Genomic DNA, 15,277 nt, shown 5'->3' with positions numbered 1-15,277 from the left:
TTCAAGACGGGGGCTTTTTTAATAAAGCGGCCATATCACGCGGTGCGCCTGTTCGAACCGTTTCTCCGCCTCCCGCCAATCAACGACATTCCACCATTGATCCACGTAAGCCGCGCGGTCGTTTTTATATTGTAAATAATAAGCGTGTTCCCACACATCCAGCGGAAGCAAAGGAATGACGTCCCACTGGCTGTAGAGCTGATGCTTCTCAGCGGCCAAAATCTCCAGCCGCCCGGCGCGCGGCGCCCAGACTAGGATAGCCCAGCCGACTCCTTCGACTTTTTTCGCCGCTTGAGAAAATTGCTCTTTAAAAGCAGAATAGCTTCCGAATGACACATCAATCATTTGAAAGAGCGCACCCGTCGGCCGTCTTTTTCCGTTTGGATTCATGGAAAACCAGAAAATACTGTGCAAATAATGGCCGGCCCCGTGAAACGCCAATTGCCGCTCCCAATGCGCCACTAAGTCGTACTGTTTCGTTTGTCTCGCTTTTTTGAGCTCCAGTTCTGCTTTATTCAGACCGTCAACATAGCTCTGATGGTGTTTTGTATGATGGAGTTTCATAATCTCTCTTGAAATATACGGTTCCAGTGCGGAATAACTGTATGGCAGTTTAGGGAGGACATGCTTGCCGATCGGCACATAGGCTCTGCGCTCATCCGGCTCATCCGGTTCGGTAATGTCCCGGTAAAGTGCTGATGCCTGTTCGTACCATTCCGCCTCCGTTAATCCATCATCCTGAAGGGTGTGAAAAATCCGGTCGATTTGTGCCGCGAAGCGATCGAACCGACCTTGCTGTATGACTTGTTCCTTCAAGGTTTCACACCAATTCAGCATTTCGGTTTGATAAGCGTGCCGTTTCATTTTTCTTCCTCCTTTTCACTCACTTTCATAAAAGTGCTGAGCGCAAGCAAAGAAAACACATACGGGTAGCTGTGATACTTGATGTAAAACTGTTTCGGCAGGCCGATTCCGGTCGGATAGCTGAAAGCGTCTCCTTCGTAATGCCGGTTTTCAATAAGAAAGGATATGCCTTTTGTGACGGCTTGATGATGAGGTTTTTCGTATTGCAGCAAAGCTTCGGCCGCCCAAGCCGTCTGTACAAGCGTCCCGTAAGAAAGCGGAACATAGGTTTTGACTTCTGCGCTTTTACAGGATTCTCCCCAGCTTCCGTCCTCGTTTTGAATGGACTTCAGCCAGCGGATCGCTTTTTTCACGGCCGGGTGGTTTTGGCTCACGCCGCAAGCCTTCATCCCTGTCAGCGCTGCCCATGTGCCGTAAATATAGCAGACACCCCATCTGCCGTACCACGATCCGTCCTCTTCTTGATGGCGGATCAGCCATTGGACGGCCTTTTCAATCTGAGGGTGATCAGAAGAAAGCCCCGCTTCTCCTAAACAGTGCAGCACCCGTCCGGTTAAGTCGCTTGTTGAAGGATCGATGGCAGCTTCCTCAGCCGATTCCAGCGGCAGCAGGCGGACCAGCGGATGATTGACATTTTTCTCAAAAGCAGAGAAGCCGCCGTCACTGTTTTGCATGGACAAAAGCCAGCTCAGTCCGCGTTCCCATGAGGCGGGATAACGTTTTCGCGGAATGGCTTTGAGCACTGCGGCTGTGTCATCACAATCAGGATTATTTGTATTAATGTTTGAAAAACCCCATCCTCCCGGTTCAGCATGCGGGTTGTGAACGGCCCAATCAGCGACTTTCGTCTGCTGCCGTTCATGCAGAAATCGGGCGGCGCCGGTTATCATTTGATCGTTATCTGAGATGCCGCTTTTCATAAGCGCATAGCTGAGAAGCGCCGTATCCCAAACGGTCGACGTTGAGTTTTCCAGGTGCGGTATATCGCCGCAAGACGTGAGCAAAGCTTTCGTGCCGGCAAGCGCTTTTCTGATAACGGGGGAGTGGCGCGATACACCGAGTGCGAGCAGGCCGTACACCATAAAAATAGTGGCACTCGCATAGCTGTATAATGTGCCGTCTTCTTCAATCCGGTCAAGCATATACGTTTTGGCCGTACGCAGACCGAGCTGGTGAAAAGCGGCAGGAATCTGCAAAAGCTGCTTCCAGTGCGCGAAAAGAGAAGAGAGATCTCTGTTCTCATCCTGATCGGAACGAAGCCATGTAAACGGATTTTTAGTCATATGCCGATCTAAATGCGCGAGAGACGGAACGTTGGGATTTTCCAGCGAAAATCTTTTGTTAAGCGTCACGGCCATCGGTACAAAATGAATACGAGCGTATGTACTGAACTGGTAAAAATGCAGCGGGAAGGATGGGGGAATGACTAAGAAAGATAATGGCAGATGCAGCGCGGGCCATGGATATAGGCCGTTTGCCGCAAGCATCCACTTTGTCATGAAGTGTACGTTGCGCAAGCCGCCATTTGAGATGATAAAGCGTTCGGCCTGAATCATATGCGCCTCAGAACGGCTATATAAACCGGAAGCCAGCAAGCCGGCATAGCCCTGTACAGTAGCGGTCACATTTCCTTTCCGGTCATCAGGATAGTTGGCAAAAGTTCCGTCCGGGCGCTGTTTAGCGCGAATGCCTTCTGCAAGCTCAGCGATCAGTTCTTTATCATTGTCTTCAAGAGAAGTGAGAAGGAGGATCAGAAAGGCGTTTGTCAAAATCGGACCTTCAAAACAAAATGACCATGAGCCGTCCGCATTTTGCGTTTCTCTTAATAGGGAGATAGTTTTCTTTTGGCGGCTTCTGACGTTTTCATGAATTGTGCTCACACTCGCTCAACTCCTTCAGAAGCATATATATTCATATGTAAAAGACAGCATGACAAAAGAAAGAAACTGCCGACAGGCAGCAGTTTCTTGTTTGATTTAATCTTCCAGGTTGATCCAGACGCTTTTCACTTCTGTATAATTATTCAGCGCGTAAGAGCCCATTTCCCGCCCGAGGCCGGATTGCTTATAGCCGCCGAAAGGAGATGCCGCATCGAAAACATTGTAGCAGTTGACCCAAACGGTGCCGGCTTGGAGACGGTCAGCAATGTAATGGGCGTTTTTCACATTTTCAGTCCAAAGTCCGGCTGCAAGGCCGTATTCCGAGCGGTTCGCCCGCTCAATGACTTCATCAACCGTATCATACGGAATGGCGGCTAAGACCGGGCCGAAAATTTCTTCTTTTGCGATGGTCATACTGTCATCCACATCCGCAAATACAGTCGGGGAGACAAAATACCCTTCTTCAAACGGGCAGCTGCCGCCCGCGACAGCTTTGGCTCCTTCCGCTTTCCCTTTTTCAATATATGAAAGCACGCGCTCATGCTGTTCCTGACTGACGAGCGGGCCGATTTGTGTATCTTGGTGAAGGCCGGCGCCTTGCTGAAGCGATTTCGCATATGAAACCATTTCGCTGACGACCTCATCATATTTGTCTTTGTGAATGAAGACCCGGGAGCCTGCGCAGCATACCTGCCCCTGATTAAACATGACCCCGTTTAAAGCGCCGGGAATGGCTTTCTTCAAATTGGCGTCAGGCAAAATGATGTTAGGTGACTTTCCGCCAAGCTCCAGTGTCACGCGTTTAATTTTTTTTGCGGCTTTTTGCATGATTTTTTTGCCGATTTCTGTAGAGCCGGTAAAAGCGAGTTTATCGACATCGTCATGGTTGGTCAACGCTTCCCCGGCCGTCTCGCCGAACCCTGGGACAATATTGATGACGCCGTCAGGGAAGCCCGCCTGATCTATTAATTCCGCTAAATAGAGGGCGGTCAGCGGTGTCTGCTCCGCCGGTTTCAAAACGATTGTGCAGCCTGTGGCAAGGGCGGCGCCCATTTTCCACATCGCCATAAGGAGCGGAAAGTTCCAAGGGATGATCTGCCCCACGACGCCGACAGGCTCATGGCGGGTGTAATTAAAATATGAGCCGGCGACCGGAATTGTTTGTCCGGTTATCTTTGTAGACCACCCGGCATAATAACGCATATGCTCAATTGCGAGCGGGATATCCCCATTTGTTGTTTCATTAATCGGTTTTCCGTTATCAAGTGTTTCAAGCTGCGCGAGTTCCGTTTTGTGCTCTTCCATTAAATCGGCAAGCTTATACATCAGCCTGCTTCTGGAAGCGGCCGGCATAGTGCGCCATTCGCCGTGATCAAAGGCTTTGCGTGCCGCTCTCACTGCACTGTCAATGTCTTCTGACTGTGCCTCGTAAAGCGTCATCAGCGTTTCTCCGGTTGCCGGATTCGGTGTGACAAACGTTGATCCTGAAGCGCTCGGAACAAATTTTCCGTCAATATAAAGTTTCTTCGTACCCTGTAAAAATGTTTCCAGCCTTTTTGTGATCTGCATCGTTAAAGAACTCATTCGTAACAAACCTCCCGAAATTTTTTTATGGTCTGTTTTGAGCATCTTGATGTCCGCGCAAAGTAAGCGCATACAGTCATTCTATAATAACACCCCCGGTAAAATCAATCGATAACCGTTATTGCAATTCACAAGAAAAAACGGCTACAATAAGCTTATCGATTAAGAAAAGGAGTTTTATAAATGATTCATAATAATTGGCAGACAAAAGAAAGCGTCAAAAAGGTCAAATGCGTACATACAGATGCGAAAAAATACATTGTCAAAAATGTGCTGACGCCGGGTAAAGAGTATGAAGTCAAAAATGAAACAGAAGAATTCATTTTTGTTGCAGACAATACAAACAAAGTCGGAGGCTTCTACAAAGAGTATTTTGAAGAAGTTTAAAGCTGAATGAATCCATTTTGCCTGAGCCATACTAAAAAAGACTACATATAAAGGGTGGCTGCAAAATGAAAAAAACAGAGCAAGACAAACAAAATAAAACATCAGATCAGCTTCAGCAAGTGCAACCTGAAGAAGGCACCGACACGACGATGGAACAAATTTCAGATACCTATAAAGAAGGAACAATTGAAGATACGGATCGTTGATGTTTTGTTGAAACCGCGGCATTGGAGAAGCCGCGGTTTTTTATGGCGAAAATAAAAAACTGACTTTTCGAAAAAAATACCGTTTTCTTGAAACCTTTTCTTCCGCTGAACCGTATTACTTCATAACAGCAGCACCTTTCGCGAAGGGCTTTTTTGATGAACGTTCTAAAAATGTAATCTGTTCGTAATGGTTTAAATGCCGTCTATGTCGTATTCTTATATAGGGATAAAGAACTTATTTTTTTATGATTGTAATAAAACAATAGTATAGAAGCAGAAAGTGGGGTTCTTCATTGGGAATTTTTTCTGTCAGCAGATCAACCGACACAAAAAAGCTGGAGGCTTTGCTCGTTGAGGGAGAACGGATCGAAACGATTTATAAACTGCGGGTTGACCAAATATGCTTTACGAATAAACGAGTGATTTTCTTTGATAATAAAATGTTCTCCAAAAAGAAAGTGCGCGTATTTCTTCCATATAAAACAATTGAAAGCTTCGCCATTCAAGAAGCGGGGATGTTTGATCCCGATACCGGGCTTGTATTAATGACAAGGGGAAAAACTTTCGAATTGGAATTTGCAAAAGAAACGGACTTGACTGAGGTTCAAGCCATCTTAACAAAATACTTATGCAGTTAAATATCACATAAAAGCCATCCGAATGCATGCGGATGGCCTTTTTATTATATAATGCTTGTTTTTCCGGAGTTCGAATCAATGAGATCCGGATCAGCGATAGAACTGATGGGGATATAAATCGGCGCCAAATCACCATTTTCTTCACCGAATCCGTAGTTGATCTTATTGGATAAAAAATAATCGATCTGCTGATACGGCCCGATCGTAATGGAAGAACCGCGGTCGACCGCATTTACTTTAAAGCCTCCTACATTTACCAAAACCGGCGAAAACATCATAATGGGCCTCCTTTTCCGGCAGGGATTTTATCGCATGCAGACTCAAAGGTTGATGGAGAATCAATTTGATCCCGGTCATCCACTTTGCCGTTCGTGCCGATGAAGCCGCTTGCATCTCCGAAGTTCTGTCCGTATCCCTGATTCTTTTTATCAGAATTCTGCCATTCCGCCAGTAAATTTTGTCCGACATTCACCGCTGAAGCATTTTCAAAGGAATTAATTTTCAACATGAAAATATTAATATTGATATATGGAGTTGGTTGAACCACAGGCAAACCTCCTTTAATACAGGTGTATGCCGGCTGTTATGACCGTATGCTTAGACAGGGGGCGATAAAAATGGATTTCGATAAGATGAAGCAATGGATGGAAATGGCGCAAAACATGTCCGGCGGCGACTTTTGGAAAAACGTTTTTGATGATGAACAACTGAAATCATTTCAAAACGGCCATTCTCATTTTCCCTTTCAACAGGGAGATGGGCAAATGAGAAGAAATGAGGATGCTTTTCCTCTTATAGATATTGTGGAAACCCATGATGAGCTCCAATTTTTGCTGTATCTGCCCGGCTACCGGAAACAAGATGTTCAGCTTTTGTCCTACGGAGAATATATTGTCGTAAAAGGCACGAGAAAATCCTTTTTCAATGAACAGGATTTTAAACAGAAGACCGGAAAATACGGCGATTTTGAAAAAAAACTCGATCTTCCGCATTCCGCTCAAGGTACGAAGGGAATGCAGGCGGTATTCAAAGACGGGATTTTATATATATCGATTGCTAAACATCTGGGGGATGCAAGCCAGATCATTATCGAAGGCTGATCTTGTTCGCTGTGCCATCTATCAGATCTGAATCATCGATACTCATGATAGGGATGACGGCAACGGTGCAATCACCGTTTTGTTCACCGTACCCTTCATTTCTTTTATTGGCTGTTGTGTTTCTCACCATAACGGAAGAGCCGGTGTTAAAAGCCGCTCCGCCGCTGATTCCGTTCATTTTTATATACTCAAAGTTGATAACGGATGGAAAAAACATCATGATTCGCCTCCTTTTTGTATATCATGTTTATATATTCGCAATGCGGGACGCATAGAACTTTCCAAGAGTGACGGGGAAAGAAGTGATTTTCTTTGAAAAAAATAATGAAAGAGATTTTCAAAAAAGTGTGTGAAGATGAATTAGACCGGCTTAAGAAAGTGGAACAACAGCTTGATGACCTTCAGGATAAGTGTCATTTTGAGCCGCAAACGGTTGAAGGGGAAAAAACATATGTCCATATTGAGCACGTCAAAGTGGACAAGATTGAATACAATATTGATTTTGAACAGCTGAGTATAGAAGAGCTGAGCGGTATGCTGAATATCGGCGCCACTTACCATACACCGGCGCACAGGCTCAAACAAGCCTGCGCTGAAGAAAGTCGGGACAACCCGCAAAATGATGCTGCAAAAGAAAAAAGACAGACAAAGCAGCAGACACCCAATGTCACCATCAGGGGGAGAAAGCATTGACCCCCCATTGTTTCATCCTCCTTTTTCGAGGGTATGTATTAACAGATGCAGCGAAGAATACAGACGAAAAAGGAGATGATGAATATGTCATTATCAAAAGAACAGCAGGACAGCCTTTATCATAAATTAATCGATTTAAAGGAAAGTCTTCAGGGAGAACCAAAAGAAAATCATTCAATGAGCGAAGACACAGGAGAATTGTCGAACGGAGTAGATAATCACTTAGCGGATCACGGAAGCATTTATTTGGACAGGGTCACGAATCAGACGCTGGACGGTGTCGATCAGAATCTTTTAGATGAGGTGAACGCCGCGCTTGAACGAATGGATAAAGGAACATACGGGATTTGTGAGAAAACGGGAAAAGAAATTCCTTATGAAAGACTTGAAGCCGTTCCGTACGCCAGAATGACTGTCGAAGCGCAGCGAGAAACAGAAGGGGATGTGAAAACAGACGCTCCGTCATATGAAAGGGAATTTCACGAGCAGGTGAAAGACCTCTCAAATAAAGAAACCGTTGATCAAAAAAGCTCACAAACTTACGAAATCCTGGATCGCGAGCAGGATTCACAATAATAGCAGCAGGTACATTCATATGTACCTGTTTTTTTATTCCATAAAAAATCTCAGAATCGAAATAAAATCATTGACTTTATATAAAAAAGAAAGTAACATACTATTTGTAAGTAAATATTAAAAGATTACCGGGAGGAATTTAGAATGTCTCAAGTATTATTTGTAAAATCAAGTGACCGTACGGCTGAAGAAGGCGTGTCCGTAAAATTATACGAAGCGTTTCTGGCTGCTTATAAAGAAAACAATCCGAATGATGAAGTGATCGAACTTGATCTTCATAAAGAAAACCTTCCTTACCTCGGAAGAGATATGATTAACGGAACATTCAAAGCTTCAAAAGGAATTGAAATGACAGACGAAGAGAAAAAACTAGCGTCAACTGCTGACATTTACTTAAATCAATTCGTCAAAGCTGACAAAGTCGTGTTTGCATTCCCGCTTTGGAACTTCACAGTGCCTGCTGTGCTTCATACTTATGTTGATTACCTGTCTCGCGCAGGGGTTACTTTCACATACACGCCTGAAGGCCCTAAAGGTCTGATGGGAGATAAAAAAGTAGCGCTCTTAAACGCACGCGGCGGCGTATATTCTGAAGGACCGATGGCATCTCTTGAAATGTCATTAAACTTCATGAAAACCGTTCTCGGTTTCTGGGGTGTCCAAGATCTTCACACTGTTGTCGTTGAAGGTCATAATGCTGCACCGGATAACGCTCAAGCGATCATTGAAAAAGGACTGCAAGAAGCGAAAGATCTGGCTGCAAAATTCTAATTGCCATAACTCTTGCGCCCCTACAGGGTGTGAGAGTTTTTTCTATTATAGAAGAAACTGGCGGAAGCTTTCGATCTGATCTTATATTGATATATTGATATTTTGTCGAAAAAACAATTTTTATGTAGAATAAAGCATTTTTTACAAAGAAAAAAGGTTTTCTGTAAAAGAATTAACCCTCTTGCCAAAATACGACTGATGGTGTAGGATATAAGAGAAGCTACATTGTTCGTATTGTTAATTAAGTTTTAACCTTTAAGCTGTAATAGGGAGTTTTATATCGAAGCCGGAATGTCATGCCTCCATTGCAGAGGACGACAGGAACGCTTCTGCAAACACCCACTTTGAGGAGTGGTGGTTTAAAACTTTCTTACTTGCGTACGGCATACGTAGCGAAAGCCATTTCCCTTGCGGAGATGGCTTTTTATTTTGAATTGCCCTTGAGCAGCGTACTTTATCATTATGATAAAATGAAAGAATCAAAGACAAAGTGAGGTTTTACAACATATGCTGGATAAAGCCCAATCCCTTCTGGCGCATTATTTTGGCTACGACAGTCTTCGCGCGGGCCAAAAGCAGGCGATACAATCAGTTGCAGAGGAGAGAAAAAACACGGTCTGCATTATGCCGACGGGGGGCGGAAAATCAATCTGCTATCAGATTCCCGCACTGCTGTTTGAAGGAACCACAATCGTTATTTCCCCTCTTATTTCTTTAATGAAAGATCAAGTGGACGCGCTTGAAGAAGCGGGTGTCGCGGCAGCTTATATTAACAGCACCCAGACAAGCCGTGACATTCATGAGCGCCTGACCGGTTTGAAACAAGGGGCTTACCGGCTCTTTTACATCACACCGGAGCGTTTGACTTCTTCTGAATTCATTCACATCCTGCAGAATATTACGGTTCCTCTTGTCGCCATTGACGAAGCTCACTGTATATCGCAATGGGGACATGATTTCAGGCCGAGTTACCGGAATATCGAAATCCTTTTTAATGAATTAAAAGAACCGCCCGTCATCATCGCCTTAACGGCGACGGCTACGCCTGAGGTTCATGATGACATCTGCAAGCAGCTTCATATTAAGAAAGAACAAACTGTATATACCGGTTTTGCCAGAGAGAATTTAACGTTTAAAGTAGTAAAGGGCGAAAACAAAGACCGGTTTATCGAGCGGTACCTCGAAAAAAATAAACACGAAGCCGGCATTATATATACAGCGACAAGAAAAGAAACCGACCGTTTATATGAGAAATTAAAACGCAGCGGCATCAATGCCGGCCGTTATCACGGCGGATTGGCGGATGATGACAGAAAAGACCAGCAGGAGCGTTTTCTTAACGATCAGATACAAGTGATGGTAGCTACGTCCGCTTTCGGAATGGGAATCGATAAGAGCAACATCAGGTTTGTTTTACACGCGCAGATCCCGAAAGATATGGAGAGCTATTACCAGGAAGCCGGACGGGCCGGACGCGACGGCCTTAACAGCGAGTGTGTGCTCTTATTTTCGCCGCAGGATATTATGGTGCAGCGTTTTTTAATAGACCAATCGGCCGCCGGAGAAGAAAAACAAAAGCAGGATCTCAAAAAACTGAGACAGATGGTGGATTACTGTCATACGGAAGATTGCCTGCAGCGGTTTATTCTGAAGTATTTCGGCGAGAATGAGGCGGAAGCTTGCGAAGCATGCGGCAATTGCACTGATACAAGGACCGCCCATGACGTCACAAAAGAAGCGCAGATGGTATTGTCATGCATCATCAGAATGAATGAGCGCTTCGGAAAAACGATGGTGGCGCAGGTGCTTAGCGGGTCTAAAAATAAAAAAGTGCTGGAAAACGGCTTCAGCAGCCTGTCCACTTACGGCATTATGAAGCATCAATCCGCAGCGGAAATCAGTGATTTTATCGAATTTCTTATTTCAGACGAATATATCAGAATGGCGGACGGCACATTTCCGACGCTTATGGTCACCCAAAAAGGCAGGGACGTCCTGCTTGGAAAAAGCGCAGTCGCGAGAAAAGAAGCCTTACAGGCCGCCGCCGTTACCGAAAATGATGAATTATTTGAGCTTCTCCGGCGTCTCCGCAAAGAGATTGCAGCTGAACAGGGTGTTCCTCCATTTGTCGTGTTCTCAGATCAGACGTTAAAAGAAATGTCGGCGAAACTTCCGAAAACAGATCAGGATCTTCTTTCCGTAAAAGGGGTCGGGGAACAAAAAAGATTGAAATACGGAGCGGTTTTTTTAGAAGAAATCCGAAATTATGTAAGAGAAACAGAGTGAAAAAAAGTTTTTTTAGAAATTTGCACATTGTGTTTTTCATCGGCGCCGGAAAAATCAGAAGCTTGAAAACCCTTGCTGTATCAAGGTTTCAGCAAGACTTACCAAGCGAGAGAAATGTTTCATGTAAAGGAACTGTAATCTAATTCAAATCGTTTTGTTATTGAACTGACATTTTCATATGTTACGATATCACCTGTTAGCCGCCAATAAAAAGCTAACAAGGGAGGATTTACTTATGAAGAAGACGATTATGTCCTTTGTCGCAGTTGCAGCAATTTCAACAACTGCATTTGGAGCTCACGCTTCTGCTAAAGAAATCACGGTGCAAAAGGGTGACACGCTCTGGGGGATCTCGCAAAAAAACGGAGTGAACCTAAAGGACTTAAAAGAATGGAATCAGTTATCTTCTGATTTAATTATTGAAGGAGAGAAACTGACTATTTCTTCAGTAGAAACAACCACATCTGGGCAGTACACAGTGAAGCAGGGCGACAGCCTCTGGAAAATTGCTCAGAAATTCGGAACATCAGTCGGCAATCTGAAAAGCTTGAATAACTTGCAATCAGATATAATTTACGCAGGCACAACGTTAAATGTGAAAGGTCAGGCTCAGGCTGCACAGCCGGCTCAAGAAGCCAGCCAGCCGCAAACTGAACAAAAACCAGCTGCTGAGACAGAACAGCCGAAACAAGAAGCTGTCAAAAACGAGCAGCCTAAACAAGAACCTGTTCAAGAACAACAACAACCTAAACAAGAAGCGAAGGCTGTCGAAGCAAAACAGCAGCCTGTTCAATCAAATACAAACCAACAAGAGCCTAAAAAGCAGCTGACAATGACTGCAACTGCTTACTCTGCTAACGACGGCGGCATTTCCGGTGTAACGGCAACCGGTGTTGACTTAAACAAAAACCCTGATGCAAAAGTCATCGCGGTAGACCCTAGTGTCATTCCGCTTGGCTCTAAGGTTTATGTTGAAGGTTACGGAGTGGCAACAGCAGCAGATACAGGCGGCGCAATTAAAGGAAATAAAATTGACGTATTTGTTGCAAAGAAAAGTGACGCTAACAACTGGGGCGTCAGAACTGTAAATGTTAAAGTATTAGACTAGTTTCATATAGAGATGAAGAACACAAGGCGAAATGCTTTGTGTTCTTTTTTTCTTCCCTTTTTTGACTGTATATAATCGTTATATGCGGAAAAAGAAAAAGCGTTTCTCTAATATAATAAGGAATGGATGTGAAAACGGAATCTGAAGGGATGATGAATCTGATGGAGCCGGAATTTATATGTTTATGGAATGCCTTCACAGAATCACCAGTGTTTCAAGCAGGTATATGCACCGCTTTCGTCATTGTGCTCGTTATCGGACTGTCTATGCCTGCTGTCAGGCTGTTTCAGGCGCTTGACAGAGGGAGAGGAAGGCCAGCCGTTATTGAAAAGGTGAGAAGTACTGGCGTGATGAAGAATGGCAGGCACGAGCTTGTACTTATTTTAAACGTAAAAAACCAAGATGGAACGCATGATAAACGTGAACTGACACACGCCGTATATAATGAAGAGATCAGCCGTTTTTATGAAGGAGCTTCCGTATGGGTGACGGCAGCGGCTGGCGGACGAATTATGATCGCTCCGCGCACGCCGCGGCATAAGGCGTCAAAATAAAAAGACGGGGCGGTTTTCCCGTCTTTATGTATTAATGCCGATCAATCCATATCCGTCCGCCTTCTGAGCCGGCTTCTATCCTGCATGTTCCTCCGATCGGGAATGTCATCAAAGGGGAGGTATGGCCGAAATCAGCATTTGCGATAACAGGCATGGATGACAGTTCTTCTTTTGTACGGATGACGGTACGCAGAGCCTCCTCAGACACATTTGAAGCATGCTGGAAACGTCCGATGACAATTCCCTTCACGGCTGAAAAAGCGGGAAGATGGATGAGTGACTGCAAATCCCGGTCAAACATATGAATGTCCGACATATGATCATCTTCTATAAACAGAATCACTTGTTCCATCTCCGGAAAGTATTCCGTGCCCTGCAGAAGATTCAGCGTGCATAGATTTCCTCCGATCAGTGTTCCTTCCGCATATCCGGGTTGAATAACGAGCGGTCCCGGATTCCGATAAAAACGTCTGTCCTCCTGGTTCAAATACCATTTATCATCACTCCACTCGGATGAAGGTTTTACCTCATACGGGTTGTCAGAAGCACAGCAGGCCAAGAAAGAGTCAATCGTATAGTCCAGCCCTTTTTTCATGGCAAATGAAGAAAAATGGGGACCGGAATATGTAATAAGGCCGGTTTTTTGATATATGGCATGGCCGAGGGCGGTAATATCTGAATAGCCGCAAAGGATTTTCGGATGCCGCTTGATGTTTTCATAATCAAGATAGCGGAGCAGCTGATTTGATTGGAACCCGCCGAGTGTCGTCAAAATCGCTTTGATGTCAGGATCAGCGAAAGCTTCGTGCAGATCCCGTACACGCGATTCAATCGATGATGAATGAAATTCATTTATTTCTTTTGCATTCTCTGAAAAAGAGACACAAAAGCCCAGCTCCTCCAATTTTGTCTTCGCGGCATTTATATTTTCATCTGACATAGCGGACATGCTTGTGGCCGGAGACACAATACGAATGCCGTCGCCTTTTTTCAATTTTTCCGGATACAAAAAAACCCTCCTTAAATGGTTTAATCTATTACACCATATTAACGAGGGTTTATCTATCATTTTTTACAGGTCGACCCATTTAATGCCGCCTGATTGCGTATCATTGTCAATCCAGACATCAAATTGATGCTTTTCATAAAAATGAACGAGCCGGTCGACATGATCCCAATCACGCTTAGCGATGTCGCCCGTCACTTTCGGGATATTCTGCTCTCTGGCGATATGTTTTAAAAATTTCATGCAGATCGAGCCGTAGCCGTGGTTCGGCGGCCCTTTAATGTCCCCGATATGAATGGCATTATCATAATAAGAGGCGATCAGTGAAAAACAGCCTCTTCCCCGGTAGGCTGATTCACAATCAGTCAGCATAATCTTACATGTTTGGCCATCATCAATCGAGGAAACAATGATCCAATCGTCATTGTTCGATTGATCAATACCAAGCACTCGCGCGTCTTTTGATACATCTATCAGATTTTCCCGCATTCTGAAAATCTGAAATTCAAGTTTATGAAGCTCTTTTTCCAGCTCTTTCTGATCTCTTTCTTCTGCAGTAAACAAAATCATACTCCTTTCACAGCGTAAAAGTCTTAGTCAAACACAAGTATCCATTGTAGTAAATGATGTCTTGGTTTGTAAATGGGTTTTGCAAAAACTTTTTTAGAAAAGTCTGCCGTTTATATGTGGATTGACGTTTTTAAGGCGGTGCGGATAGGGAAAGGAACAGTGAGCAGCGGAAAAAGGAGGAATCTATAATGGCAATTGACTCACTCATCGGCAAATTGAAGTACGTAATGACGGAATCTCCTGATAAAATGCTTTCCTTATATGTAAATACGGATATGAGAAATCCGGATCAGCAGGGGGGAGAGTGGAAAATCGCCTTGAAAACCGGTTTTCGGAGATTAAAAGAGTATCTGTCTGTAAGTGATCCGGAAGAAGAAAAATCTCTCGTCCGCATCATGGAACGCGTCTATCAATATATCGATGGGCTTGGTAAAGAGATGCCGCGAAGTCTCGTATTTTTTGCATCGGGAGAAGGCGGCATCTGGGAGACGATTGAATTGCAGGTGCCTGTCGAAACACGATTTTATTGGGAAGAAACGGCTGTCCTTGATCAATTAGAACTTCTCCGTGAACAATTTCCGAGCACGGCTTTTATTCTCACCCAGCAGAATGAAGTGAAGATCATAGAAACCGTACTCGGAAAAATTGAAGGGGTGGAGCATTATCAATACGACGTCATCAATGAATCGTGGAAACCGCAGGATGTAAGCGGAAGCTCCGCATCGATGGACGAAGACGCTGCCAAAGCCCATGTCGAAGAAAACCAAAACAGGCTGTATAAACGATTGGCTTCAAACCTTGATCAAAAGGCCGCTTCACACCAATGGGAGCGTCTCGTAATCGCAGGGGACAAAGAAACAGCCGATATTCTCGATCAGCATATGAATAAACCGATAGATCGGATCATTCCAAAAAATCTGTTGAATGAAAACGAACATAAGGTGATAGAAGAACTGTTGAAGGAAGCATAATATGACGAAAGGCCGGGTCTCAAACACCCGGTCTTTTTAGGGCTTAAGTTTGTCTAATTTCTGACGAAGCGGACGAAACCGTT

The 15,277-nt window shown here is 44.4% G+C and carries 19 protein-coding genes and 1 other RNA gene; 12 read left to right on the top strand and 8 right to left on the bottom strand.

Annotated elements, in window-relative coordinates:
* Window positions 1-18 precede the first annotated feature (18 nt).
* From ACWJJX_RS10355 to ACWJJX_RS10345, 3 genes are all read right to left on the bottom strand, one after another.
* Entirely contained in the window at window positions 19-864 is an 846-nt protein-coding gene (locus tag ACWJJX_RS10355) for a superoxide dismutase (RefSeq protein WP_070081967.1), read from the bottom strand.
* The gene (locus ACWJJX_RS10350; RefSeq protein ID WP_454022965.1) at window positions 861-2,744 is read right to left on the bottom strand and encodes a terpene cyclase/mutase family protein; all 1,884 of its coding nucleotides are present in this window, start codon (window positions 2,742-2,744) and stop codon (window positions 861-863) included. The genes ACWJJX_RS10355 and ACWJJX_RS10350 overlap by 4 nt, the downstream gene beginning before the upstream one ends.
* A gap of 96 nt (window positions 2,745-2,840) precedes the next feature.
* Window positions 2,841-4,328 carry an aldehyde dehydrogenase family protein gene (locus ACWJJX_RS10345; protein WP_454022964.1) on the bottom strand — a complete coding sequence of 496 codons (1,488 nt, stop codon included), beginning with the start codon at window positions 4,326-4,328 and terminating at the stop codon, window positions 2,841-2,843.
* 183 nt (window positions 4,329-4,511) lie between these two features.
* Between ACWJJX_RS10345 and ACWJJX_RS10340 the strand changes: the two genes are divergently transcribed.
* The 3 genes from ACWJJX_RS10340 (at window position 4,512) to ACWJJX_RS10330 (ending at window position 5,559) form a co-directional block, all read left to right on the top strand.
* A complete protein-coding gene (locus ACWJJX_RS10340) occupies window positions 4,512-4,715 on the top strand; it encodes a DUF6501 family protein (protein ID WP_003153779.1) in 204 nt (67 codons plus the stop codon).
* A 65-nt stretch (window positions 4,716-4,780) separates the two neighbouring features.
* A complete protein-coding gene (locus ACWJJX_RS10335; protein ID WP_003153781.1) occupies window positions 4,781-4,921 on the top strand; it encodes a DUF4025 domain-containing protein in 141 nt (46 codons plus the stop codon).
* Between the two features lie 293 nt (window positions 4,922-5,214).
* A complete protein-coding gene (locus ACWJJX_RS10330) occupies window positions 5,215-5,559 on the top strand; it encodes a PH domain-containing protein (RefSeq protein WP_003153783.1) in 345 nt (114 codons plus the stop codon).
* A gap of 44 nt (window positions 5,560-5,603) precedes the next feature.
* On the opposite strand, the gene ACWJJX_RS10325 is transcribed toward ACWJJX_RS10330, so the two are convergent.
* Window positions 5,604-5,837, bottom strand: a complete 234-nt coding sequence (locus ACWJJX_RS10325; protein WP_003153785.1) for a hypothetical protein — start codon at window positions 5,835-5,837, stop codon at window positions 5,604-5,606.
* The gene (locus tag ACWJJX_RS10320; protein ID WP_003153786.1) at window positions 5,834-6,106 is read right to left on the bottom strand and encodes a hypothetical protein; all 273 of its coding nucleotides are present in this window, start codon (window positions 6,104-6,106) and stop codon (window positions 5,834-5,836) included. Before ACWJJX_RS10320 ends, ACWJJX_RS10325 begins: the two co-directional genes overlap by 4 nt.
* 70 nt (window positions 6,107-6,176) lie before the next feature.
* Between ACWJJX_RS10320 and ACWJJX_RS10315 the strand changes: the two genes are divergently transcribed.
* On the top strand, window positions 6,177-6,659 hold the full coding sequence (locus ACWJJX_RS10315) for an Hsp20/alpha crystallin family protein (RefSeq protein ID WP_003153787.1): 483 nt from the start codon (window positions 6,177-6,179) through the stop codon (window positions 6,657-6,659).
* On the opposite strand, the gene ACWJJX_RS10310 is transcribed toward ACWJJX_RS10315, so the two are convergent.
* Window positions 6,646-6,879: a hypothetical protein gene (locus tag ACWJJX_RS10310; RefSeq protein WP_454022963.1), complete on the bottom strand. Its 234-nt coding sequence runs from the start codon at window positions 6,877-6,879 to the stop codon at window positions 6,646-6,648. The genes ACWJJX_RS10315 and ACWJJX_RS10310 overlap by 14 nt on opposite strands.
* 92 nt (window positions 6,880-6,971) lie before the next feature.
* Here ACWJJX_RS10310 and gerPC point away from each other — a divergent pair, with 92 nt between their 5' ends.
* From gerPC to ACWJJX_RS10275, 7 genes are all read left to right on the top strand, one after another.
* A complete protein-coding gene (gene gerPC, locus ACWJJX_RS10305; protein ID WP_031379037.1) occupies window positions 6,972-7,352 on the top strand; it encodes a spore germination protein GerPC in 381 nt (126 codons plus the stop codon).
* An 84-nt stretch (window positions 7,353-7,436) separates the two neighbouring features.
* Window positions 7,437-7,928 carry a TraR/DksA family transcriptional regulator gene (locus ACWJJX_RS10300; protein WP_454022962.1) on the top strand — a complete coding sequence of 164 codons (492 nt, stop codon included), beginning with the start codon at window positions 7,437-7,439 and terminating at the stop codon, window positions 7,926-7,928.
* A gap of 144 nt (window positions 7,929-8,072) precedes the next feature.
* Entirely contained in the window at window positions 8,073-8,699 is a 627-nt protein-coding gene (locus ACWJJX_RS10295; protein ID WP_094246851.1) for an FMN-dependent NADH-azoreductase, read from the top strand.
* Between the two features lie 214 nt (window positions 8,700-8,913).
* Window positions 8,914-9,099, top strand: a non-coding RNA gene (gene ssrS / locus ACWJJX_RS10290) — 6S RNA.
* 107 nt (window positions 9,100-9,206) lie between these two features.
* Window positions 9,207-10,985 (top strand): DNA helicase RecQ, encoded by a 1,779-nt coding sequence (gene recQ / locus ACWJJX_RS10285; protein ID WP_070081962.1) that lies wholly within the window; start codon window positions 9,207-9,209, stop codon window positions 10,983-10,985.
* 235 nt (window positions 10,986-11,220) lie between these two features.
* Window positions 11,221-12,093, top strand: coding sequence for a 3D domain-containing protein (locus ACWJJX_RS10280; protein WP_003153795.1), 873 nt, complete (start codon window positions 11,221-11,223; stop codon window positions 12,091-12,093).
* Window positions 12,094-12,254: 161 nt separating this feature from the next.
* Complete coding sequence (locus ACWJJX_RS10275) at window positions 12,255-12,647, top strand: hypothetical protein (protein WP_094247879.1); 393 nt, start codon at window positions 12,255-12,257, stop codon at window positions 12,645-12,647.
* Window positions 12,648-12,678: 31 nt separating this feature from the next.
* Here the strand turns inward: ACWJJX_RS10275 and ACWJJX_RS10270 are convergent, their stop codons facing one another.
* Together ACWJJX_RS10270 and ACWJJX_RS10265 are read right to left on the bottom strand one after the other, a co-directional pair.
* Window positions 12,679-13,656 carry a S66 family peptidase gene (locus ACWJJX_RS10270; protein WP_077722447.1) on the bottom strand — a complete coding sequence of 326 codons (978 nt, stop codon included), beginning with the start codon at window positions 13,654-13,656 and terminating at the stop codon, window positions 12,679-12,681.
* Between the two features lie 63 nt (window positions 13,657-13,719).
* Window positions 13,720-14,223 carry an N-acetyltransferase gene (locus tag ACWJJX_RS10265; RefSeq protein WP_014305189.1) on the bottom strand — a complete coding sequence of 168 codons (504 nt, stop codon included), beginning with the start codon at window positions 14,221-14,223 and terminating at the stop codon, window positions 13,720-13,722.
* 188 nt (window positions 14,224-14,411) lie between these two features.
* Here ACWJJX_RS10265 and ACWJJX_RS10260 point away from each other — a divergent pair, with 188 nt between their 5' ends.
* The gene (locus tag ACWJJX_RS10260; RefSeq protein WP_031379041.1) at window positions 14,412-15,194 is read left to right on the top strand and encodes a VLRF1 family aeRF1-type release factor; all 783 of its coding nucleotides are present in this window, start codon (window positions 14,412-14,414) and stop codon (window positions 15,192-15,194) included.
* The last annotated feature ends 83 nt before the right edge of the window (window positions 15,195-15,277 follow it).

Source organism: Bacillus sp. YH3-2-B2 (assembly GCF_053663335.1).
Note: the sequence above shows the minus strand (reverse complement) of the source record. Positions and strands in the feature narration are given on the sequence as shown.

What these genes read in the sequence shown, in the direction of transcription:
- ACWJJX_RS10355 (WP_070081967.1), bottom strand. Translation starts at nt 864, where the DNA reads ATGAAACGGCACGCTTATCAAACCGAAATGCTGAATTGGTGTGAAACC.
- ACWJJX_RS10345 (WP_454022964.1), bottom strand. Translation starts at nt 4,328, where the DNA reads ATGAGTTCTTTAACGATGCAGATCACAAAAAGGCTGGAAACATTTTTA.
- ACWJJX_RS10340 (WP_003153779.1), top strand. Translation starts at nt 4,512, where the DNA reads ATGATTCATAATAATTGGCAGACAAAAGAAAGCGTCAAAAAGGTCAAA.
- ACWJJX_RS10335 (WP_003153781.1), top strand. Translation starts at nt 4,781, where the DNA reads ATGAAAAAAACAGAGCAAGACAAACAAAATAAAACATCAGATCAGCTT.
- ACWJJX_RS10325 (WP_003153785.1), bottom strand. Translation starts at nt 5,837, where the DNA reads ATGATGTTTTCGCCGGTTTTGGTAAATGTAGGAGGCTTTAAAGTAAAT.
- ACWJJX_RS10315 (WP_003153787.1), top strand. Translation starts at nt 6,177, where the DNA reads ATGGATTTCGATAAGATGAAGCAATGGATGGAAATGGCGCAAAACATG.
- ACWJJX_RS10310 (WP_454022963.1), bottom strand. Translation starts at nt 6,879, where the DNA reads ATGATGTTTTTTCCATCCGTTATCAACTTTGAGTATATAAAAATGAAC.
- ACWJJX_RS10300 (WP_454022962.1), top strand. Translation starts at nt 7,437, where the DNA reads ATGTCATTATCAAAAGAACAGCAGGACAGCCTTTATCATAAATTAATC.
- ACWJJX_RS10295 (WP_094246851.1), top strand. Translation starts at nt 8,073, where the DNA reads ATGTCTCAAGTATTATTTGTAAAATCAAGTGACCGTACGGCTGAAGAA.
- recQ (WP_070081962.1), top strand. Translation starts at nt 9,207, where the DNA reads ATGCTGGATAAAGCCCAATCCCTTCTGGCGCATTATTTTGGCTACGAC.
- ACWJJX_RS10280 (WP_003153795.1), top strand. Translation starts at nt 11,221, where the DNA reads ATGAAGAAGACGATTATGTCCTTTGTCGCAGTTGCAGCAATTTCAACA.
- ACWJJX_RS10275 (WP_094247879.1), top strand. Translation starts at nt 12,255, where the DNA reads ATGGAGCCGGAATTTATATGTTTATGGAATGCCTTCACAGAATCACCA.
- ACWJJX_RS10265 (WP_014305189.1), bottom strand. Translation starts at nt 14,223, where the DNA reads ATGATTTTGTTTACTGCAGAAGAAAGAGATCAGAAAGAGCTGGAAAAA.
- ACWJJX_RS10260 (WP_031379041.1), top strand. Translation starts at nt 14,412, where the DNA reads ATGGCAATTGACTCACTCATCGGCAAATTGAAGTACGTAATGACGGAA.